Annotated in this window: 19 protein-coding genes and 1 riboswitch; of the genes, 12 read left to right on the forward strand and 7 right to left on the reverse strand. The window is 45.2% G+C overall.

All coding sequences use genetic code 11. The features are described from left to right. Positions 1-74: 74 nt before the first annotated feature. Together KJB35_RS07935 and aspS are read right to left on the reverse strand one after the other, a co-directional pair. Positions 75-821: a YebC/PmpR family DNA-binding transcriptional regulator gene (locus KJB35_RS07935; protein ID WP_005378402.1), complete on the reverse strand. Its 747-nt coding sequence runs from the start codon at positions 819-821 to the stop codon at positions 75-77. A gap of 142 nt (positions 822-963) precedes the next feature. Continuing rightward, the gene (aspS, locus tag KJB35_RS07940; protein WP_005378401.1) at positions 964-2,742 is read right to left on the reverse strand and encodes an aspartate--tRNA ligase; all 1,779 of its coding nucleotides are present in this window, start codon (positions 2,740-2,742) and stop codon (positions 964-966) included. A gap of 273 nt (positions 2,743-3,015) precedes the next feature. Between aspS and KJB35_RS07945 the strand changes: the two genes are divergently transcribed. The 7 genes from KJB35_RS07945 to KJB35_RS07975 all read left to right on the forward strand — a co-directional run bounded on the left by KJB35_RS07945 (position 3,016) and on the right by KJB35_RS07975 (position 9,656). Next, positions 3,016-3,882 (forward strand): DUF72 domain-containing protein, encoded by an 867-nt coding sequence (locus tag KJB35_RS07945; protein ID WP_170960341.1) that lies wholly within the window; start codon positions 3,016-3,018, stop codon positions 3,880-3,882. A 93-nt stretch (positions 3,883-3,975) separates the two neighbouring features. Next, positions 3,976-4,713: a carboxy-S-adenosyl-L-methionine synthase CmoA gene (gene cmoA, locus KJB35_RS07950; protein ID WP_136976027.1), complete on the forward strand. Its 738-nt coding sequence runs from the start codon at positions 3,976-3,978 to the stop codon at positions 4,711-4,713. A gap of 81 nt (positions 4,714-4,794) precedes the next feature. Beyond that, positions 4,795-5,766, forward strand: coding sequence for a tRNA 5-methoxyuridine(34)/uridine 5-oxyacetic acid(34) synthase CmoB (gene cmoB / locus KJB35_RS07955; protein WP_005387902.1), 972 nt, complete (start codon positions 4,795-4,797; stop codon positions 5,764-5,766). A gap of 276 nt (positions 5,767-6,042) precedes the next feature. Continuing rightward, positions 6,043-6,789 carry an ATP-dependent zinc protease gene (locus tag KJB35_RS07960; protein WP_005378391.1) on the forward strand — a complete coding sequence of 249 codons (747 nt, stop codon included), beginning with the start codon at positions 6,043-6,045 and terminating at the stop codon, positions 6,787-6,789. 11 nt (positions 6,790-6,800) lie between these two features. Beyond that, complete coding sequence (locus tag KJB35_RS07965) at positions 6,801-8,306, forward strand: inactive transglutaminase family protein (RefSeq protein WP_005378389.1); 1,506 nt, start codon at positions 6,801-6,803, stop codon at positions 8,304-8,306. A gap of 3 nt (positions 8,307-8,309) precedes the next feature. Further along, positions 8,310-9,278 (forward strand): alpha-L-glutamate ligase-like protein, encoded by a 969-nt coding sequence (locus tag KJB35_RS07970; protein WP_005378387.1) that lies wholly within the window; start codon positions 8,310-8,312, stop codon positions 9,276-9,278. Positions 9,279-9,503: 225 nt separating this feature from the next. Then, complete coding sequence (locus KJB35_RS07975) at positions 9,504-9,656, forward strand: hypothetical protein (RefSeq protein ID WP_005378381.1); 153 nt, start codon at positions 9,504-9,506, stop codon at positions 9,654-9,656. Between the two features lie 143 nt (positions 9,657-9,799). On the opposite strand, the gene mukB is transcribed toward KJB35_RS07975, so the two are convergent. From mukB to cmoM, 4 genes are read right to left on the reverse strand one after another with little or no spacing between them, the layout of a single operon-like run. Beyond that, positions 9,800-14,263: a chromosome partition protein MukB gene (gene mukB / locus KJB35_RS07980; RefSeq protein ID WP_064369083.1), complete on the reverse strand. Its 4,464-nt coding sequence runs from the start codon at positions 14,261-14,263 to the stop codon at positions 9,800-9,802. A gap of 2 nt (positions 14,264-14,265) precedes the next feature. Beyond that, positions 14,266-14,991 carry a chromosome partition protein MukE gene (mukE, locus tag KJB35_RS07985; protein WP_005378379.1) on the reverse strand — a complete coding sequence of 242 codons (726 nt, stop codon included), beginning with the start codon at positions 14,989-14,991 and terminating at the stop codon, positions 14,266-14,268. Next, positions 14,972-16,309 carry a chromosome partition protein MukF gene (gene mukF / locus KJB35_RS07990; RefSeq protein WP_017634722.1) on the reverse strand — a complete coding sequence of 446 codons (1,338 nt, stop codon included), beginning with the start codon at positions 16,307-16,309 and terminating at the stop codon, positions 14,972-14,974. The genes mukE and mukF overlap by 20 nt, the downstream gene beginning before the upstream one ends. A gap of 2 nt (positions 16,310-16,311) precedes the next feature. Further along, positions 16,312-17,103 carry a tRNA uridine 5-oxyacetic acid(34) methyltransferase CmoM gene (cmoM, locus tag KJB35_RS07995; RefSeq protein WP_025766915.1) on the reverse strand — a complete coding sequence of 264 codons (792 nt, stop codon included), beginning with the start codon at positions 17,101-17,103 and terminating at the stop codon, positions 16,312-16,314. 114 nt (positions 17,104-17,217) lie between these two features. Here cmoM and elyC point away from each other — a divergent pair, with 114 nt between their 5' ends. Next, entirely contained in the window at positions 17,218-18,003 is a 786-nt protein-coding gene (gene elyC / locus KJB35_RS08000) for an envelope biogenesis factor ElyC (RefSeq protein ID WP_005387893.1), read from the forward strand. 72 nt (positions 18,004-18,075) lie between these two features. Here the strand turns inward: elyC and torR are convergent, their stop codons facing one another. Then, positions 18,076-18,786, reverse strand: coding sequence for a two-component system response regulator TorR (gene torR / locus KJB35_RS08005; protein WP_005378370.1), 711 nt, complete (start codon positions 18,784-18,786; stop codon positions 18,076-18,078). Positions 18,787-19,052: 266 nt separating this feature from the next. Here torR and torD point away from each other — a divergent pair, with 266 nt between their 5' ends. The 4 genes from torD to KJB35_RS08025 all read left to right on the forward strand — a co-directional run bounded on the left by torD (position 19,053) and on the right by KJB35_RS08025 (position 23,058). Then, entirely contained in the window at positions 19,053-19,700 is a 648-nt protein-coding gene (gene torD / locus KJB35_RS08010) for a molecular chaperone TorD (protein WP_005378369.1), read from the forward strand. Between the two features lie 468 nt (positions 19,701-20,168). Further along, positions 20,169-21,173 (forward strand): HTH-type transcriptional repressor PurR, encoded by a 1,005-nt coding sequence (gene purR / locus KJB35_RS08015; RefSeq protein WP_005378368.1) that lies wholly within the window; start codon positions 20,169-20,171, stop codon positions 21,171-21,173. Between the two features lie 287 nt (positions 21,174-21,460). After that, positions 21,461-21,550, forward strand: a riboswitch (cyclic di-GMP riboswitch). Positions 21,551-21,666: 116 nt separating this feature from the next. Beyond that, positions 21,667-22,257 carry a TfoX/Sxy family DNA transformation protein gene (locus tag KJB35_RS08020; RefSeq protein ID WP_005378367.1) on the forward strand — a complete coding sequence of 197 codons (591 nt, stop codon included), beginning with the start codon at positions 21,667-21,669 and terminating at the stop codon, positions 22,255-22,257. Between the two features lie 114 nt (positions 22,258-22,371). Beyond that, entirely contained in the window at positions 22,372-23,058 is a 687-nt protein-coding gene (locus tag KJB35_RS08025; RefSeq protein WP_005378366.1) for a TVP38/TMEM64 family protein, read from the forward strand. Positions 23,059-23,068: the final 10 nt, after the last annotated feature.

Genomic DNA, 23,068 nt, shown 5'->3' on the forward strand with positions numbered 1-23,068 from the left:
GGCCTAATTCGGCCTCAGTCTTTTTATTATTACTTGCTAACTTCGGAGCAAATACCGCTCCCGACACCTTGAGTTTAATCTAGCGTAGCAGCAACGTCGTCAGAGATATCACCATTGTGATAAACCTCTTGAACGTCGTCCAGATCTTCCAAAGCGTCAATCAAACGAAGTAGTTTTGGCGCAGTGTCCGCGTCCAAATCTGCTTTCGTAGATGGGATCAGAGACACCTCAGCGTTCTCTGCCTCAAACCCTGCGGCATCAAGAGCATCTTTTACGAGTCCAAAATCGCCTGGGGCCGTGTAGACATCAATCGAGCCATCTTCTGCCGTTTCAATGTCATCAGCACCACTTTCTAATGCTACTTCCATTACCGCATCCTCATCTAAACCTGGGCCATATGAAATCACGCCTTTCTTGTCGAAAAGATAGTTGACGCTACCATCCGTCCCCAGATTACCGCCTGACTTTGAGAATGCATGGCGTACGCCAGATACCGTACGATTTCGGTTATCCGTCATACATTCGACCATGACCGCCGTACCACCTGGACCATAACCTTCATAGATCACGGTTTCCATGTTGTCGTCGCCTTCACCACCAGCACCTCGGCTGACAGCGCGATTGACAGTGTCACGTGTCATGTTGTTAGACAGTGCTTTATCAATTGCGGCTCGCAAACGTGGGTTATTTTCTGGCTCACCGCCCCCCTCTTTTGCCGCAACAACGATTTCACGGATTAATTTAGTAAAGATTTTGCCGCGCTTCGCATCTTGCGCTGCTTTACGGTGACGAATATTCGCCCATTTACTATGACCAGCCATAATTCACCTTTTAATGTATTTTGACGCTTAATAACAAAACATGTTCTAAAAGCGTTGCTTGGGAAATTGCTTTGGAAGTTTCTTGGGTTTATTTAAACAAAAACTCCCGCAGTTGCGGGAGTTTTCTTCAAATGTTGTGCGCTTATTCTGCGTCTTTTTCTTTCGCTGCAGTTACTGCGATGGCTAGCTCTTCTAGCGCTGCTGGGTTCGCAATACTTGGTGCGTCTGTTAGTAGACACGCAGCTGCTGTTGTTTTAGGGAACGCGATAACATCACGGATGTTCTCTGTACCACATAGCAGCATTACTAGACGGTCTAGACCAAATGCAAGACCAGCATGTGGAGGCGTACCGAATTTCAGCGCATCAAGCAGGAAGCCGAACTTAAGCTGTTGCTCTTCAGGTGTGATACCTAGAATATCAAATACGGCTTCTTGCATATCTGCGTTGTGGATACGAACAGAGCCGCCGCCCACTTCGTAGCCATTTAGAACCATATCGTAAGCGTTAGAATTTGCCGCAGCAGGGTTTGCTTTTAGCTCTTCTGCAGTCACACCTAGAGGCGATGTGAATGGGTGGTGCATCGCGTGTAGGTTGCCTTCGTCATCTTCTTCGAACATTGGGAAGTCAACAACCCATAGTGGAGCCCATGCAGACTCATCCGTTAGCTCTAGGTCTTTACCTAGTTTCAAACGTAGCGCACCCATTGCTTCTGCAACGATGCCCGCTTTATCAGCGCCAAATAGGATAATGTCACCAGATTCCGCTTGAGTACGATCTAGAATACCGTTGATCACGTCTTCATTTAGGAACTTAGCGACTGGAGATTGGATACCTTCCATGCCCGCTGCACGGTCGTTAACCTTCATCCAAGCTAGACCTTTCGCACCGTAGATGCCAACGAATTCACCGTAGCCATCAATTTGCTTACGAGTCAAAGATGCACCACCTGGAACGCGAATAACGGCAACGCGGCCTTTTTCGTCGTTTGCTGGACCTGAGAATACTTTGAACTCAACATCTTTCACTAGGTCAGCAACGTCTACTAGTTCCAGTGGGTTACGTAGGTCTGGCTTGTCCGAACCGAAACGACGAATCGCTTCGCTGAACGGCATTACTGGGAATTCACCTAGGTCAACATTTAGTAGCTCTTGCCACATTTCACGAACCATTTTCTCAGTCGTTGCACGAACTTGGTCAGCCGTCATGAATGACGTTTCGATATCGATCTGAGTGAATTCTGGTTGACGGTCAGCACGCAAGTCTTCATCACGGAAACACTTAACGATTTGGTAGTAACGGTCAAAACCAGACATCATTAGAAGTTGTTTGAATAGCTGTGGAGACTGAGGAAGCGCGTAGAAGCTGCCTTTGTGAACACGGCTAGGTACTAGGTAGTCACGAGCGCCTTCTGGAGTCGCTTTTGTTAGGACTGGTGTTTCGATGTCTAGGAAGCCGTTGTCATCTAGGAAACGACGAACAAAGCTAGACGCTTTAGCACGTAGCTTGATGCGGTCGCTCATTTCAGGACGACGTAGATCTAGGTAACGGTACTTCAGGCGCTGCTCTTCAGAGTTCTTTTGGTTGAAGTCTAGAGGCAGAACATCAGAACGGTTGATGATTTCAAGACCTTTCGCAAGGATCTCAACTTCACCTGTTGCCATGTCTTTGTTTGCTTGGCTCTCTGGGCGAACGCGCACTTCACCCGTTAGTTTGATACAGAATTCATTACGAAGTGTGTTCGCCACTTCATACGCATCCGCCATATCTGGATCAACAACTACCTGAACGATACCTTCGCGATCTCGCATATCAATAAAAATAAGACCGCCTAAATCACGACGACGGTTAACCCAGCCGCAAAGTTCTACAGTTTGTCCTGCAAGGGACTTGTTCAGGTGACCACAGTAATGGGTACGCATAATGAAATTCCCAATCTCTCAAATGTTGTTAACTACGCTCTGTCAGCCTCATTGCTAAGCAGAGTAAAGATTCAGTTATACGCTGAATGTCCACGAAAATCGACTACTCAACATACAATTACGTGTGTTTTATCATTCACTGGTGCTTTTTAGTACAACAAATGTTCAAAAGCGCACCAAAGCGAAAAAATTGGGGAGGATTATAGCGTGAAATTACCTATTTCAGCAAAACTCTCGTAAAGTATTCACACGAGTAGCAAGCAGTAAAGAATAATGGATAACTTACCTCTTCGACTTGGATTGACGATGTGGTCGCACAATCAATGGCAACAAAGTTTTTACGGCAGCGGGACAAAGCCCGCTGAACGTTTAGAAAGGTATGCGCAAGTGTTTCATACCGTGGAAGGCAACACAACATTTTATGCCACACCGACGCTCAATACAGTGCAAAACTGGAGAGCCGCAACCCACGATGATTTTCGCTTTACTTTCAAACTTCCTAAAGCCATCACTCATGAGCAAATGCTAAGAGGTTGCAGCGAACAACTGAGAGACTTCATGAAAGTCATGGAGCCTTTGCATGACCGTGTGGGCCAATGGACAATTCAATTACCAGCCGCATTTGGTCCTGAGCACCTTTATCGACTGAAAAAGTTCTGTGCGAGCTTTCCACCTAACTTCCCTCTCGGTGTTGAGGTTCGCCATATGGCATTTTTCTCCAAAGGCGAAGAAGAGCGAGCACTTAACCAATGGTTAGTAGAGAATAATATTGACCGCATTATTATGGATAGCCGCCCAGTCTTTGCCGCTAAGCCCGACAATGAGGCGATTATTGATGCGCAAATGAAAAAACCACGAGTACCTGTTCACGCCATTGCTACCGCTTCACACCCTTTGATTCGCTTTATTGGTCATCCAGAAGAACAGCAAAATTACGAGTTTTTTAAACCATGGCTCAACAAGTTGCCACAATGGATTGCCGAAGGTAAACAGCCATATATCATGATCCATACCGCAGACAATATAATTGCGCCAGAGTTGGCCGCAAACCTATATAAAGACATACAAAAGCGTATCATGCTCCCTGAGTTAGCACCTTTCCCTGCTGACGATGGCAACTCGCAGTTACAGATGTTCTAACGCAACACATGACAGAGGCGCGAAATTCCCATAAAATACGCGCCTTTTTTGGTGCCTGACATTTTCAGGCAGCTTGTATGCAGAGACTTAGTTATGAACCCTAAGAGCATTCCAGATACTATTTTTTCGGCTCCAATCGATAAAATTGGGGATTTCACGTTCGATGAACGCGTAGCGGAAGTATTTCCTGACATGATTCAACGATCGGTACCGGGTTACAGCAATATCATTTCTGCAATCGGTATGCTGGCAGAGCGTTTTGTAAAACCTCACTCAAACATCTATGACCTTGGCTGTTCTTTGGGTGCTGCAACATTGTCTATGCGTCGCCATATCAAACAAGAAGGCTGCCAAATCATCGCAGTGGACAACTCTCCTGCGATGGTTGAGCGTTGTAAACTTCACGTCAACGCTTACCGCAGTGACACTCCTGTGGATGTAGTAGAAGCAGACATTCGCAATATCGAAATTGAAAACGCGTCAGTGGTGGTGTTGAACTTCACTTTGCAATTCCTCTCTCCAGAAGATCGTTACTCCTTGCTCGAAAAAATTTACGCAGGCCTTCGTCCGGGCGGCATTTTGATTCTATCTGAGAAATTCGTCTTCGAAGATGAAGTGTCGAACGAACTGTTAATTGACCTTCACCACGACTTTAAACGTGCGAATGGTTATAGCGAACTAGAAATCAGCCAAAAGCGCAGCGCGATAGAAAACGTAATGCGCCCAGATTCAAAGAAAGAACATAAAGAGCGTTTCGCTAAAATTGGCTTTTCTAGCTACGATGTTTGGTTCCAATGCTTTAACTTCGGCTCCATGTTCGCGATTAAATAGACCATGCATACAAAGCCTGAACTATACCGATTTCGGCTTTTGTTAATAATTTATACCCATCAACTCAGCGATTAACTAACTATGTTTAACTTTGCAAATTTCTACCAATTGATTGCCCAAGACACTCGTCTTCAACCTTGGCTTAATGTGCTTCCGCAACAGCTAACGGATTGGCAAAATGCAGAGCACGGTGACTTTGGTCGCTGGTTGAAAGCCCTGAACAAAATCCCAGCGGGTAGACCGGACAACATCGACATTGTTGATTCTGTCACGATTTCAAACAATGAGCCGATGCCTCAAGGGGAACTTAAAAAGCTAGAAAGCTTACTTCGTACATTCCATCCTTGGCGCAAAGGCCCATACCACGTACACGGCATCCATATTGATACTGAGTGGCGCAGTGATTGGAAATGGGACCGCGTGCTTCCGCATATTTCACCATTAAAGAATCGCAGCGTACTCGATGTAGGTTGTGGTAACGGCTACCACATGTGGCGCATGCTAGGCGAAGGTGCACGCTTAACTGTCGGTATCGATCCATCTCACCTGTTCCTGATTCAGTTCGAAGCAATTCGTAAACTAATGGGCGATGACCAACGTGCACACCTACTGCCATTGGGCATTGAACAACTACCTAAGTTAGAAGCGTTCGATACGGTATTCAGCATGGGCGTGCTTTACCATCGCCGCTCGCCTCTCGATCATTTAGTGCAACTAAAAGATCAATTGGTATCTGGTGGTGAACTCGTATTGGAAACACTCGTGATTGAAGGTGATGAGAATGCAGTACTGGTCCCGACTTCTCGTTACGCGCAAATGCGTAATGTCTATTTCTTCCCTTCAGCAAAAGCCCTAAAAGTGTGGCTAGAATTGGTCGGTTTTGAAGATGTTCGTATCGTTGATGAAAACATCACGTCCGTAGACGAACAACGTACCACAGATTGGATGACGCATAACTCTCTACCTGACTACTTAGATCCGAACGACCCAAGCAAAACTGTAGAAGGCTATCCTGCCCCTCGCCGCGCGGTTCTTGTCGCTCGCAAATCATAATTCGCTGAGATTCCTGACATTGTCTTAACTCATTTTACGAGTTAAGACATTACCCTCTTTCCTCGTAATGAGCGAGTTTGTTTTTTGAATCCATTTTTCACGTCAAAATATAAGCACGCTCTAAATAAGGATGCGCTTTTATGTCCTTGATTTTTGGCTTTTCATCACTATTCCTCAAACAATAAGTAATAGAGAAACATTCTTACTTGTGAGGCTTTATCGATATAAGCTAAACTCCTAAAAAATAAACAACTTAATCCAATCCCAAGGTTTTCAATGTTATTACGATTGACCCCGATTGTTGCCATCGCCTTACTATCTGGATGCTCACTAACCAAAGGCGAACAGTACCACCAAGAAACGTTAGCGGCGATTCAAAATTCAGAAGCGAATGTCAATAATCGCATTACCAACCTAGAGCTACAGCTCAGCAACCAATCGGACTATATCGACAGCCTTGAAGAACAAGTCGATAAACTACAGGTTGAACTTCTTACATTTCGCGATGAAGCAATGGCAGAAGTAAAAAAACCGAAAGAGCCGATTATTGTCCAATCTCCCGCTCCTGTGGAACCAACCCCAACTCACGATATTGTCCTTGGCTCTATCGAAAAGGTCACGGTAGAGTCGATTAAGCAAACTTTTGATGCACGTATCGACACTGGTGCCGCGACGTCGTCTTTAAATGCCGTTGATATTGAAGAGTTCGAAAGAAATGGTAAAAAATGGGTCCGATTCCACTTAGCAGACACCAGTAAATCCGAAGAAGAGAAAAGTACTTGGATCGAAGCTCCTGTCATTCGCTACGTCAAAATCCGCCAGGTTACCAGTGAAGAGTTAGAACGCCGCGCTGTGGTAGAACTTTGGGTGCGCGTTGGAAAAATTCATGAAAAAGCGCAATTTACGTTGGCAGATCGCTCACATATGAACCATCCTATTTTACTGGGTAGAGAATTTATGCGCGACATAGCACTTGTCGATGTAAGTCGTACCTATATCCAAACGGACGAAGATAAAAAATAATAAGGTAGATTATGACGTCAAAAATACCGTTTTACCTTTCTATCATCTTATTGGTGATTGCGGGCATTGCTCTGAGTGTTTTCAGACATGAAAACTACGGCGTGCCTTGGACGCCAGGCGAAACTCGCCAGGTATGGGATGTAGAAGCTCGTATTGAGTTCAATGCTAACGGCAACGAAGTAAAAGCGTCACTTGCAGCACCTCATACACAAAGTGGTTACACACTTATCGGTGAATCTGCTTCCTCATCAGGTTATGGCGTTTCCTACATCAATGACGATTCAGGCCGTCGTGCAGAATGGTCAATTCGCCAAGCTCAAGGGCCACAAACCATATACTACAAAGCCCAGTTCTTAGTAGACCCTCAGGCTAAAGTCACTCCTTTACCGCCAACGGAAGACATTACGCCACCAACGCTATCAGCACCACAAGCAGCAGCGGCAAATGCCCTTATCGAACGTGCGATGAGTCGCTCAGCCGATAATGTGACGTTTACTCGTGAGCTTATCAAAGCGCTTAATGACCCAGATAGCCAAAACTCGTCGCTACTACTGAACGATTTCAGCCGTACTGATGCACTGCATAATATTTTGCTTACCGCAGGTATACAAAGCAAAACCGTCGGTGTTATCGAACTAGAAGATGGTCGTCGACGCCAAACAATTCAACCAATGGTTCAGGTTTGGTCAGGTAAAGATTGGGTACTGTTTTCGCCAAAATCCGAACAAAAAGCAGTGAAACCCAACTTGTTAGTGTGGGATGAATCAAACGTATCCTTACTTGACCTTGTTGGTGGTAAAAATAGCCAAGTGCATTTCTCGATGATTAAGCAAGAAATGACACCACAACAAGCTACAAACAACAAAATAGAAGCAGATGGATTACTGAATATTTCAATTCATAGCTTACCTTTGGAAGAGCAAGCGATGTTCAAAACCATCATGCTCATCCCTATTGGTGCTCTGATCGTTGTGTTCTTGCGTGTGATTATCGGCCTGAAAACATCCGGTACCTTCATGCCTGTGTTGATTGCCGTTGCTTTTGTTCAAACTCAACTATTAACGGGTATTGTCGGTTTCTTGCTAATTGTAGGTACAGGCCTGATTATTCGAAGCTATTTGTCTAGGTTGAACTTATTGCTGGTAGCAAGGATATCTGCGGTCATTATTACCGTTATCATGATCATCTCGGTGTTCACCGTTGTTGCGTTTAAGATGGGCTTAACGGAAGGCCTAACAATTACCTTCTTCCCTATGATAATCTTGTCTTGGACGATTGAACGTATGTCAATCCTATGGGAAGAAGAAGGTGCGAAGGAAGTTGCTCTGCAAGGTGGTGGTTCATTGCTGACAGCGGTATTAGTTTACCTTGCAATGACGAACTCATACATTCAACACTTAACCTTTAACTTCATTGGTCTACAGTTGATTGTTCTGGCCGGTATTCTATTACTAGGTACTTACACAGGTTACCGCCTCACTGAGCTACGACGCTTCAAACCACTAGCGGAGGACTAAACGATGTTCGAAAGTTTTACTTCGCCGTCTAAGCTTCGCCATAAAGGCATTATGGGGATGAACAAGCGTAACCACAGCTATATTGGCCGTTACAATGATCGTTCTAAATACCCACTTGTCGATGACAAGCTAAAGACCAAAATTATTGCACAGGCAGCAGGAGCAACAGTTCCTGCCCTGATCGGTGTCATTCATAACCAAGCTGAAGTTAAGACTATCCACAAAATGGTTGAGAACTGGCCTGGTTTTGTAATCAAACCTGCACAAGGTAGTGGCGGTAAAGGCATTCTGGTTGTTACGTCTCACAAAAACGGGGTATATACCAAACCCTCCGGCTCTACAATTGGTAGGGATGAGGTCGAGCGTCACATTAGTAATGCGCTTGCTGGCCTTTTCTCTCTTGGTGGTAAAAATGACGTTGCTGTGGTTGAAAACTTAATCAAGTTTGATGACTGTTTTGATGGCTTCAGTTATGAAGGCGTACCAGATGTTCGGATCATCGTATTTAAAGGTTATCCAGTTATGGCGATGATGCGCTGTTCTACAGCGGCTTCCGACGGCAAAGCAAACCTTCACCAAGGTGCCGTAGGAGTAGGCATTGACATCGCGACAGGTAAAGCCGTCAGAGCGGTGCAGTTCGATCATCCAGTGACTCATCACCCTGATACAGGTAAAGACCTTTCGACCCTTCAAGTACCGCATTGGGAGCGCTTGCTGGAGCTTGCGTCAAGTGCCTGGGAAATGACAGGTTTGGGATACATGGGTACGGATATGGTGCTGGATAAAGATGAAGGACCTATGGTTTTAGAGCTTAACGCTCGCCCTGGTCTGGCAATCCAAATCGCTAATGGTGCAGGCTTGCTTCCTCGTTTGAAACACATAGAGAGCCTTGGCACACCTGCTGAGTATCCAAAACCGATTGAACGCGTCGCTTACGCAGCAGAGCAGTTCGGTGTGAAGCCGTTGTTCTAACCCTCCGACCTAATGTTCGTTATTACTCGCCAGTAATTGTCATGATTACTGGCGTTTTTGTTCCCGCATCCAAAAACCTTGCACTTGCTCTCCTTATTAAACACATCCTTCTCATATAAGTTGAATCAATGATCGAGCTAACAAAATCAACATAGATCGTTTCTTTTCTACTTTGCCTTTTGAGTATGATGAGAGCTCCCCTTACTCAACTTGAGAGGTTGGGAAATGCTAATAAAAGAAACAAATAATGATGAACCAGAGCTTGAAGAACAAGAGAGCTTAGACCAACACCTACAACGCTTGTCTGAGCTTTCTGTCCAAGCACTTGAAGAGCTTGCTGAAATGATCGAAGTCAGGGACGATATTCCAGAGGAATAAACGTCGCTTCCTCATTAAGTTCCGTTAATAAGCCGAGACTGCCGTCCTACAGTCTCGGCTTATCTTATGTATTTCGAAGCCTGCCTCGTAAACAGATACAAAAACGCCCGCGTTCATTGCGGGCGTTTTGTTAGATTCGAAGTTTACGATTCAAACTCTTCAATCATCTCTTGTGCTTCGGTCTTAGGCTTATCCGTTTGACCAAAACCGCGCAGACCCACTACGTGTACGTGTTCGTGGTCTTTAAACACCTTACGCACCAGTTTGTAGGTCGTACCTTTCTCTGGGCTGATGTTTTCTGGTGCCGCGATAAGAAGCTGCATATCCAGACGGTCACACAATTCGAACAATGTCGCGATCGATTTCGCATCCAGACGCGCTGCTTCATCTAAGAACAGCAGACGACAAGGCACAATGTCTTTACTGCGCAGGCGGCGTGATTCTTCTTCCCAGCTTTGAACAACCATCAGTAGGATTGACTGACCAGTACCGATCGCCTCACCTGTTGATAGCGCGCCAGACTCAGCCTGTAGCCAACCATCTGTACCACGGTTCACTTCTACACTTAGCTCTAGGTAGTTACGGTAATCCAGTAGCTCTTCACCCAAAACCTGAGGAGAACGTTGACCCATATCGATATGTGGGTTCACACGTTGGAACAGCTTCGCCATTGCTTCGGAGAAAGTAAAGCGAGTCGATTCAAACAGGTCTTTGTGCTGCTCTTGTTGTGTCGCTAGACCGTTCAGTAGCACTTCGTGACTTTCGCGGATCTTCACGTTTAGACGTACGCCCTTCACCTGACCAAACGAAATGTTCGACAAGCCTTGATTCAGCATACGAATACGGTTTTGCTCACGCTGAATCGTCTTCTTGATAATGCTCGCTACCGACTCAGAGCTGATCGCTAGACGGTTTTCACGTTGCGTTAGCTCTTCCGTTAGACGCGCCAGCTCGACTTCCATCTCTTCGATTGCTTCAACTGGGTCATCAGTACGGATGATATCCTGACGAATACGCTCACGAAGGTGTTGGTATACAGCAATATAGAACAGAACTTTACGCTCTGGGCGAGCGTTGTCTTCTGATAGACGCAGCGCATCACGCAGGTCGTCATTGTTCGCAACCGCTAGACGCAGCGCACCCAGTGATTTATCCGACATCGAACGCAGTTCATCCGCTGACATGTAAGCCAGTTCACGCTTGTGTAGACGACGTTCAACATCGTTCTCGCGCGCCAGACGAAGTACAGAGCACCAGCCAGCTTTCGCTGCAACCACGAACGTACGCAGCTCAACGTATTCTTTCTGAACTTTCTTCAGACGTTTTGCCAAGCCTTTCATCTCTAGTTCAGTAGAGGTGATCGTACGCTCGTATTCGCTCTTACGGCTGCGAGACGTATGTAGACGCTCATGCAATTCATCACGACGACGCATTGCACGTTCTTCAGCACCTTCGTCCGCGTTCACGCCAAACTCTTGAAGTTCTTGTTTGAACTCTTGAACCGTTTCCAGTTTCGCTTGGTGTGAACTCTTCAATGACGCCAATACTTGGTTGTATTGGTTCATTTGGCCTTGCGACTGTTTCAACTCTTCACGAGAGCGTGTACGCATTTGTTCAGCTTGAACCAGTTTTGCTTTTAGCTGCTCGCTCAGTTCGCTACTCTTGTTCAGTAGGTCTACTGAATCTGAGTAAGCGAAGTAGTGGCGACGCTCAACGAGATCTGAGAGTGCAAAGATTTGCTTCTTAAGATCTTGTAGCTGTTCGTCTGCCGCTTTGTATTCTGCTTCTAGCGCGTCGAATTGCTCTGGGTCAGCATCAAGCGCAGACGCAATATTCTCTAATTGCGCGACGGCTTTTGCATGGTTGCTTAAGAAGTTCTTCGCCTCTGCAAGCTGAGCGATTTTCTCTTCTAGCTCATCAAAACGCGCTTGCAATGACTCATCTTCAACAAGCACCATGTGTGACGCTAGCTTGTCCAGAGAAGACAACGCTTGCTTGCTGGTTTGAAGCTGAGAACGTTGTTGTTGCTCTTTCGCATCCAGATCCGCCAACACGCGAGCAATTTGGTTACGCTTATCACGAATAGTTGCCAGTGCTTGTTCTGGATCGGCGTCAAAAGCAACCTGAATGTGGTTAGACACAAATAGGTTAAACGCTTGGTACAAGCGCTGCATTTTCTGAGAATCAAACGCCGCTTTTGCGTGTTTCTCTACCACTTCTTCTCGTTCGTTACGCAGCAACTCTAGACGCTGCTCACGTGCCGCACGGCCAAACAATGGGATCTCAGGCAAGCGAGAGTAACGCATTTGGCGATCGTTCATACGAACGCAAACCGCGCCCTCTAACTCTTCTGCATCGAACGAGCTGTCATCAAAGGCATCGATGTCACCTTCAATGATGTACAAGTCTTCTGGACAGTCGTCTAGCTCTACCAGTTTCTCTTCGATGCCTGACAAGTCAGAAACAACGATAGCGTGACGAGCCGGACCGTACATCGCACTGAAGTAAGGCGCGTCATCAATCGTGATGTCATCGTAGATCTCAGACAGCAATACACCGCCCAGCGTATCTGCCAAACCTTTCAGGCGAGGGTCATTTGAACCACCAGGAGAAGCAAGACGCTCAATCTCAGAGTCTAGCTGGCTACGGCGCTCAGCAAGCTTATCTTTAGCTAAAGACAGCTCCCTTTCTTGTTCAAGGACAACTTGCATGTGGTTCATTACCGCATGGCGATCCTCAAGCTCTTCACCGCTCTGCTCTCTCAGTTTCTCTAGCGCATCGTTCGCCGCGATCCAAGCTGGTGCTATTGCTTCAAGCTTACTGATTTCTGCCACCGCGTTTTGCTCTAGACGGCGCTGTTCACCACGCTGATCACGAACTTCTTCTTGAGCTATCTCTAGTGATTCGATTTGCGTCGCATGACGTTCACGTTCTTGTTCAAACGTAACCTCATCGGTTAGTTCAACGTGATATTGCTTTTTGTATTCAGCAACCAGTTCACGTGCTTGACGCTGCTGGTTAAGGCTGCGTTCGAGATCACGGTGTTGTGCTCGCCATTGCTGTTCGTTTTGTGCGATTTGTTGTGACTCACGCGCTTTCGCGATTGCAGTTTTCGCATGTTCAGACGCGTCTTTGCGCTCAACTTGACCAACGATGCTTTGTACCAGTTTAAGCGCGGTTTCAAACTGCTCTGCCGCTGCAGAAGACATGTCCAGTTTGTGCTTAACCGATAGCAACGCATTGGTGTGTTCTGATTCTTTGCTCTTAAGCTCAGAGACAAGCGCTTGAGCCGATTCCGCCGTTAGGCTGTCATCGCCAAGTAGCTGCTTCGCTTTCTCCAGCGCTTGAACTGCTTGTTGATATTGAAGGGCGCGAGTTTGCTGAACGTCAAGAGCTTGCTGGTAATCAGCAAGTTGCGTCTTAAGGCTATCCACCTCTTCTTCTGCAACGGTAGCTTGCTCTTCAGCCATCATCACGCGTTCTTGCGCTTCTTCCACTACCATCATTTGTTCTTCAAGACGCTCGCTCAGCTCTTCAAGATCTTCTTGGTAGCGTTCGATCTTCTCTTGCTGACGCAGCGCGTTTTGCACCAGTTGCAAGTGATCAGAAGCCGCTTGGTAGTCTTGCTCTAAAGAAGATTCTGATTCGATCAGCAGTTCCAGCTCTTCTTGAACGCGATTAAGCAGATTGTTTTGCTCAATCAAGGTCTCGCGAGAACCAAATAACTCTGAACGCAAAGACAATGTCTGTTCTAGTTTTTTACGACGCTCGTTAGCATGGCGCATATAGTCCGCTGCCACGTAGTTAGTCGACTCTGTGATCAAGTGTTTGAACAAGTCACGGTCTGCTTGCGTAGTTTTGATCGCTTCTAGCGTCATGCGGTTTTCACGCAGCGCCGATTCCATATCTTGGAACGCTTTCTTCACGCCGCCGTTTTGTGGCAGAAGGTAGTCACGTAGCGAACGGGTAATCGCACTTGAGATACCACCGTAAAGCGATGCTTCGATCAGGCGGTAGAATTTAGAACGGTCACCAGAGTTACGCAGTTTCTTCGGAATCACACCGAATTCAAACATTTGTGCGTGGTAATCCACGATAGAAGAGAAGGCTTTAAATTGAACGCCTTCAAATTCTGCGATTGATTCTTTTACTTCATTGATTTGACGTACACGAGCTTGAGTCGCAGATACGCTTTCAACCAAGATATCTGTTGGTTTCACATGGCTTGGAAGACCTTGGATAACAAACGGTTTGATATCTACTTTCTTATCACGACCTGCAACTTGCTGCAGTTTTACTGCGAACAATAGGCGTTGGTTACGTGAGTTAACCACGTCAAGCGCCGCATAACACGCGCCCGGCTGTAGCTTACCGTACAGACCTTTGTCGCGAGACGATTGGCTGCTGCCTGCTTCTGTCGTGTTACGGAAGTGCAGCAGCGTTTGGTCAGGAATCAATGCGGTGATGAACGCCGCCATTGTGGTTGATTTACCTGCACCGTTACCACCTGATAGCGTGGTGACCAGACCATCGATGTCAAACGTACGGGCAAAGAAGCCGTTCCAGTTGACCATGGTCAGCGATTGGTATTTACCGCGTTCAATCATGCTCATGCTTCACCCTCTTCTGTTGTTTCTTCTTGGGCTTGGTCGTCTTGATCTTCTTCAGACAATAAGCTGCCTTGGCTTGGCTCTTTGGTGTGCACTACTGCTTCACCATCACGGATCAGACGCAGCTGCGCTTCACGCATGTCATCGCCAATACGTACATCGGCACCAAAGCGGAATACCGCTTCACTGATGCTGAATTTACCGGTTTCACCGATGTTGATGATCATGCCTAGACGGCGTAGACGACGAAGTGACGTACGTACTTTTTCAAACAGCTTTTCTTTATCAAGGTCGGAACCAGTCGCACGGTTCGTCACTAGCTTCATCAGCTTGTTTTCATCTGCTAGAGCAAGCAGTTCGTCGTACAGCTCTTGGTTAGTGAAGATGCCTTCGTGCGCAAGACGCTCTGGGCTTAGATAAAGGAAACACAGTACCTTACCCACCAGCATATCCAGTTCAGAAAGAACACTACGGCCAATCAGAGACGTTGAACGAGGACGAAGATAGAAGAAACCTTCTGGCGCTTTCACCAATTCGGTGTTGTAGCGTTGGTAGAAAGAAGAAAGCTCAAGTTCGAAATCCGACAGCAACGCGTGGTTGTCTAGATCTTCACTTGAGATATGACGCCCTGCTCGAAGCATGCTGTCTAGCGCTGGGAACAGAGGGTTAGAAATTGCTTTTGCCAGATTCTCTGACATGTATTCATTAGTATCGGTCGATGACATTCGCTTGTACCTTTGCCCCAAATTCGTTGATTGCTTTCCAGTCTGGTTGAATCGCTTGGTAATCCGATTCTGAATACCCTAGACGTACAGCTTGATCGACGATAATGCGAGCTAAATCAAAATGATGAGTATAAGGGTGCTGTGCAAGGTAATCTCGCAGTACCACACTCAAATCGATTGGTGTGCCTTGATCTTTATGCGCTTTTAGCATGTCACCAATTCGTTCAGACAACTCATCATTGACTTGTTGAAACTCTTCGTATTCTACTTCCATCGGAACTTGCCCCGTGACCTCGTCATCACGCAGTACTAGGGCCTCATCACGAAGGTCGGAAAGCCTCTCCGCATCTGCATAAGTCAGATACCAAGGCGCATCGAAGTAATCTTTGACAGATTGACGCAGACGCGAGCTAAACGCACGATTCTTATCCATATCGATTGCAGTACGGATAAACTTGTGCACGTGTCGGTCGTAACCAATCCAAAGGTCGATAGCTTGCTGGCCCCAGCTTGTGATTCGGTCCAGCTTCATTTGCAGACCAAACAAGGCTTCTTCGATAAACTCCAGCTCAGGGTCACCGTAAACAATTTCTTGAATATCGAGGATCTGAGTTTGCAGTTCATCACTGGCGGCTTGCAGCGTATCTTGAAGTTCACGCAACGTGCTTGATGTTTCTGACAGAAGTGCTTCACAGTTGTTGATCGCTTCACGCCAGTCTTTGTTAAGCAGGTCAGCAATCTGTTGTTTCACTGACTGTTGCTGCTCATCCATAACACGTTGGTTGAGGTCAATTTGATCGAAAATTTCGCCTACAGAATATTTTAAAACACCGTATACGTTTTTCTTCCAGTGACCCGGTGTGCCACCTTTTTGTGCTGCCTCAATCGCTTTCGCCATTTCATCCGCTACCATGGATAGCTGGATAGATAGACGCAGTTTTGAGAACTCACGATGACGCACGTAGTAGTCGGTTATTCCTATCGCTAATGGCGACAAGCGGTAAATGCTCGCTCCGTCAGTAATCTCACTGACAAAACGGCTCATAAGACGCTGCTTAACCATCTCGTTGATCGCATTGTTCGCACGAAAAGCGGAGGCTTCGCCGGTCTCATCAAATAGTCGAGTGACGATGGCAAATGCATCATGCAGTTCACCTTCACCCAGTTCTTCATCGAACCTTTCATTACTCAGTACGGCAATGGCTATCAAAAATGCCAATCGCTCTGTGGTCAGGTTCAACGAGAAATCGTGCTGCTTAACCCAGCCAACCAGCTCATCGATTGGTTGCTCTGCAGCATTGAGAGTCATCTCACTCATTGTTATTCCTGTTTATCGTTCTTTTTAGCCCACACATGAATGTAGCGGCCTAATGAGAGGTATGGCTCTTGTCGACAAAGTTGTTTTTCTAGCGCCAACACATCTTCAAACTCGTAATCACCCATGTATTCCATATTGCCTATGTAATCACTAAATGAGCGAATACCAGATTTGCCACAAATATTAAAACCTGAATTTTCTATCCACTGGTAGACTTCTTCAGGTTTTAAGCCTTTTTGCGGCTGTAGTTTAAATCTTTTTCGGTGAGGCATGCCGTCTAATATATGAGGAATGTTGCCACAAACCACGTTTTTATAGACTAAACCGTGGTGGTTGTAGAACATGACTGATGCGATACCTCCCGGTTTTACTTGTTCAAGAACTGTTTCAAGTGCGGCCTTAGGATCAACCAGCCACTCCATCACAGCGTGGAACATAACCAGATCGACCTGTCCATCCATATGTTCACCGATGGATTGGACAGGCGAATGAATCAGGCGATACTGCTCAAGCAAACCGTTTTTTTCAATATCCTGCTTAGCCAACTGCAGCATTTCCGAAGATAGATCACATAAAGCGATTCGATGTCCGAGCTTAGCAAGCTTTTGCGACATTTGTGCCAAACCACCACCAGCGTCTAACACTTCTAGGGGTTGCTGGTCAGCATCTAATTCACTTAGAATCTGTAGAAAATCTTCCCACACAATGATTTGGCGGATCTCCCCTTTATCGGAGCCGTAAATATTTTTTGCAAATTTGTGGGCGATATCGTCGAAATTGCGGTCTTCTGTCACTTCTGCTGAGTTATCATAACGGATTGTGCCGCTATTCTGGCACAAGGAAAGCAGGAATAAAGAGGGATACCCTCATTTTTATTATCAATTGATGTTTTTTCGGACTATTTATGTATGTTTGAGCTGAAAAAAGTAGTGTCAGCCATGCTTATGCCCCTTCCGGCATTGCTGCTGATAGGCTTGTTGGGTCTTGCTCTCATTAGTTTTACTACAAAACGTAAAACTGGCTGCTTCGTTGTTCTATTCTCTTTTGTTGGCATTTTTCTTGTTGCCTTCCAACCTGTTTCAACCAAGCTTCTTATGCCGTTAGAGCGAGAGCATAAAGCCTTTTTGCCAGTTTCTGGCACCATCGACTACGTGATGGTTTTAGGGAATGGTCATGTTATCGATGACGAAATTCCACCCACCTCGCAGTTAAGCCGTGCAGCATTAATGCGCTTAACTGAGGGCATTCGTATTTTAAGAATGTATCCAGGCGCGAAATTAATCTTATCCGGCTATGCTGGCGGATCTGAAATTAGCCACGCGCGAATGATGGCGAACGTTGCCCTTGCGTTGGGAGTCGCGAAATCCGATATCATTTTATTAGAAGATGCGAAAGATACGTGGGAAGAGGCGCGTCAAGCGGCTGCATTCGTTCAACAAAAGGAAATTGTGTTAGTCACTTCTGCGAGTCACATGAGCCGTGCATTGTATGAGTTCAACGCAGCAGGCATTAAACCAATCCCAGCCCCGACCAACTTCTTAGCTATTAGCGAGATAAGTCAACCTTGGGATAAATACTCACCTAAAGCGCGTTACTTAGAACAAACAGAGCTTTATTGGCATGAGTACTTGGGCAGTATTTGGCAAAGGTTGCGTGATACTGTCGGCCAAACACCAATGGTTGAAGCAAACTAGTATTATCTTGAAGCCACAAAAAAGGAGAGCCGAAGCTCTCCTTTTTCTTTTTACGATTGAGTTATGTTCAAACTAGTCACCAGCAAACATATAGCCCTCGCCGTGTACCGTTACAAAAATCTGTGGGTTCTTAGGATCGAACTCCATTTTTGCGCGCATACGTCGAATAAGAACATCAATGGTGCGGTCATTCGGCGCATCCACTCGATGGCTGATCATGTTCAAAATACGCTCACGACTTAACACCTGGTTAGGGTAAGACGATAATGCCACCAAAAGTTCATACTCTGCTTTAGTTAGTTTTACTGGCTCACCGTTGCGGCTAAGTGCGCGACGTTGAATGTCGAATGTCCACTCCCCAAAGCGCACAATGTGCTCTTCACTGGTTTCATTCGCTTTCGAGCTGCCACTGCGCGCTGCTGAAATACGCCACAGCAAGTTTTTAACGCGAACTAACAGCTCTCTCAGTTCAAAAGGTTTTGTCACATAATCGTCAGCACCCATTTCTAGGCCTACGATTTTATCAATGCTATCCGTGCGTCCTGTTACTAATATGATACCAATATCCGATTGGCTACGTAACTCACGAGTAAGCATCAGGCCGTCTTCACCAGGCAGGTTAATATCCAGCATGATCAGGTCTACATCGCCCGCTTGCAAAACTTCACGCATTTCTGCGCCACTCTCTGCTTCGCTGACTTGGTAGCCCTCATTTTGGAAATACCCCGCAAGCTTACTACGAGTTACAACATCATCTTCTACGACTAATACGTGATAGCTCATTTACACCACTTTTCTGTCTTCTTATTATCCAAGACGTATTCTATTCATAACTAGTAACATTTCTAGTCATAGATACATTAAAACGCAAGATTTAGCGTTTTTATTGATTCAAAACAAGCTTGCCCATTGCTATTAATAAACGGTCATTTTTGACCATAAAACATAACAATTATAGTTACTGCTATTCATTTTAATTGATTACACTTAGGGGATATCCCTAATTGACTTTGTGATGCATGACTTGAAGCATCATTCAGGAGCCCAAAATGCAAGAAGTGAAAGCTTTTAATGAAAAACGCGCTGAAATTTACTGGTGGTTTTCGAGCTTGTTCGCAAAAGAACTAACAGAGAAAGAATTGGAAGCCTATCACAGTGTTGAAATTCGCAGTTTTCTCGCAGGTTTAGGTGAAAATGAGTCGCTGAAACCAGCTGTTGATAGCCTAGTTGATGCATTGAATCGGTTACAAGATCGTGAAGATGCACAACTAGAGCTTGCAGCTGACTTTTGTGAACTGTTTTTGAAGACAGAAAAATACGGCGCTCTTCCTTACGCATCCATGTACATTGGTGAATCAGGTTTACTGAATGACAAGCCAGCTGAGGAAATGGAAAAGTTGATGGCTGAATTTGGCGTTCAAGTAGACGAAAACCTAAAGGAACCTGCGGATCACTTAGCCGTTGAGCTCGACTTTCTCGGGAACATGATTATCCGCTCAAACGAGCTTGAACAAGAAAAACACATGGAAGAAGCCTTCGTTAAACAAAACGACTTTATCCAGCAACAATTGATGTCTTGGTTACCTCAGTTTTCAGACAAATGTAAAAAATTCGACGAATTTGGATTTTACTCGAGTGTCGCGAAACTATTAGTTGCATTTTGTAAACTAGACAGCGCCTACCTTCTTGGTGAATAATTGCCGCCTATTTTTAGGGAGCCTGCCTATCGGGCTTCCTGTATGCCTGAAAGTGACCAATTGTAAGTAACTTGGGTATAATATTCGTTTGCCTTAACTTAGCGCAAAGACGCTTGGTTATTTAGCAGTCAAAATGTGACTTCAAATACACAAATCTCTTGCTGAAAACATTGCTAGTCAGTCCACATAGGGCTAAAATGTGAGCGCAAACGATTAAATATGATTTATATGTAAACCGCTGAAATATAGCGGTTTTTGTGTTTTCTTAACAGGTTGATGGCAATTTCTCATCAGATAGAAAAAAGATAAAATTCATCGACCGATGCTGCTACGCACCCTTTTGTCGCACTTGGATCAACCGCTGCCGAGACACTTAGCGCCAATTTTAGATTGCTAGGTGTGAAACCACTAGAGCATCAGGTACATCCAATACGACATATTTCAGTAGCTCGATACAGGACACCATTTATGGCCACGATAAAAGACGTTGCTCGCTTAGCCGGCGTTTCCACTACGACAGTTTCGCACGTTATCAATAAAACGCGTTTCGTTGCAGAAGCAACGCAAGAAAAAGTAATGAAAGCCGTTGACGAGCTGAATTACGCGCCAAGTGCCGTTGCACGCAGCCTAAAATGCAACTCAACTCGTACGATTGGCATGTTAGTAACTCAATCAACTAACCTATTTTTCTCAGAAGTGATTGATGGCGTTGAGAGCTACTGTTACCGCCAAGGCTATACTCTGATTTTATGTAACACAGGCGGGATTTACGAAAAACAACGCGATTACATTCGTATGCTGGCTGAAAAGCGCGTTGATGGCATCCTTGTGATGTGTTCTGACTTAACCGAAGAACTAAAAGAGATGCTTGACCGTCATGCGGACATTCCTAAAGTGGTCATGGATTGGGGCCCAGAGAGCTCACAAGCAGACAAGATCATGGATAACTCAGAAGAAGGTGGCTACATTGCAACCAAACATCTGATTGACAATGGTCATACGGATATCGCTTGTCTAAGCGGTCATTTTGAAAAGCTTGCTTGCCAAGAGCGCATTGCAGGTTTCCGTCGCGCAATGAGCGAAGCGAACCTAGCTGTAAATGAAGACTGGATCCTTGAAGGTAACTTTGAATGTGATACGGCCGTATTAGTTGCAGATAAAATTACCGCAATGGACAAGCGCCCGACGGCGGTATTCTGTTTTAACGACACAATGGCTCTAGGCCTAATGAGCCGCTTGCAACAAAACGGGATCAAAATTCCTGAAGATATTTCAGTGATCGGCTACGACAACATCGAGCTTGCGGAATACTTCTCTCCACCGCTAACGACTATCCACCAACCTAAACGTCGTGTTGGTAAAAATGCATTCGAAATTCTACTTGAGCGTATCAAAGATAAAGAACACGAAAAACGAATTTTCGAAATGCAACCTGAGCTTGTAATTCGAAATACTGTGAAAAAAATGAACTAAATTTCACTGTATTTAACCGTGTTAAATAAGCGCTCTACAGGGGCGCTTATTTTTTGGGGAAAATTAAGCATTCTCTAATACTTCACACCGCTCTAATAACAATTGACTAACGTTAACTCCCTGTTTTATATAAATGTAATATATATTAAGAACTCCTTTTCAAAGGCCAATTTGCACCTTTCCATATGCAAAATAGAGCATTCAATCTATCATTTTTATTGAACCAAAATCACACTTTTAACGCTAAACCGTGATGTTAATTCAATATAAGAAGTATGCTCATTGTGTCACGCACAGGGCAAACCATTCGAAAGAGTGGGACGCAAAGCCTCCGGCCTGAACCATATTGCGATATGGAAGGTAGCGGGGTTACCGATGGCAAGTGTGTAAGCAATGACTTTACTCTGTAATGACATTGTTTTTACGCATGTTTGCTACTCTCTCGGACCTGACTTTTGGTGGCGTAATATTAATTACACCGAGATAACAAAACATGGATAAACCGATACTCAAAGACTCTATGAAGCTATTTGAGGCACTTGGTAATATCAAGTCGCGCTCAATGTTTGGTGGCTTCGGACTATTCGCTGATGAAACAATGTTTGCACTAGTGGTAAATAATCAGCTTCATATCAGAGCAGACCAAAAAACTTCATCTGACTTCGAGAAACAAGGGCTAAAGCCTTACGTTTATAAAAAACGTGGCTTTCCAGTCGTTACAAAGTACTACGCTATTTCCAGCGATTTATGGGAATCAAGCGAACGCTTAATCGAAGTAGCGAATCAATCATTGAAAAAGGCAAAGCTTGAGAAAGAACAGCAAGCAAGTACAAAGCCTAACCGTTTGAAAGATTTGCCTAACTTACGACTGGCTACCGAGCGCATGCTAAAAAAAGCCGGCATCGAATCCGTAGAGAAGCTTGAAGAGGAAGGTGCGCTTAACGCCTATAAAGCGATAAGAGATACGCACTCTGCAACCGTCAACATTGAGTTGCTATGGGCACTAGAAGGTGCTATCAACGGCACTCATTGGAGTGTGGTACCTCAAGCTCGCCGAGATGAGTTGATGAACGGCCTCCAATAAAAGTCGGCCTAAAAGCTATCTTGTAAAACCGCAGTCTAATCTGCGGTTTTTTTGTGAAATTTTTTCGGTTTTCCTACTGTCTTATTACATATATCCCAAATTGGAATCAAAATTATGAATAAGAAACTGATTTTAGGTCTCATCCTACTAGCGGCTATCGTCTTTTTAGGTATTAACTTTGGCCAGTATTTAACCTTAGAGAATGCAAAAGCCCAACAAGAAGCACTAACTACATACATCGATCAGAATTTTGTATTCTCGGCTGCGATTTACTTTTTTACCTACATTGCAATTACCGCTTTTTCTATCCCAGGAGCGGCAGTAGTCACCTTACTTGGTGCAGCCTTATTTGGTTTTTGGACAAGCTTGCTACTGGTTTCTTTCGCTAGCACTATGGGGGCAACACTGGCCTTCTTGAGCAGCCGATACTTATTGCGTGACTGGGTACAAAACAAATTCGGAAATAAACTCAACGCAATTAATCAAGGTGTCGAAAAAGACGGAGCTTTTTATCTATTTTCCTTGCGTCTAATCCCTGTATTCCCTTTCTTTCTAATCAACTTACTGATGGGCTTAACGCCGATGTCTGTAGGTAGATTTTATCTCACTAGCCAAATAGGTATGCTGCCAGGCACAGCCGTATATCTGAATGCAGGTACTCAATTAGCAACAATTGAAAGCCTATCGGGCATTGTTTCACCCGCAGTATTAGCGTCTTTTGCGCTATTGGGACTATTTCCAATCATCACTAAATGGGTTATGAATAAAGTAAGGCCGACACCAAGTCAGCAAAACTCGTAATTGGTGAAGT

The organism is Vibrio sp. D431a (assembly GCF_030248655.1).
In the GTDB taxonomy this organism is placed as follows: Bacteria; Pseudomonadota; Gammaproteobacteria; order Enterobacterales; family Vibrionaceae; genus Vibrio; species Vibrio alginolyticus.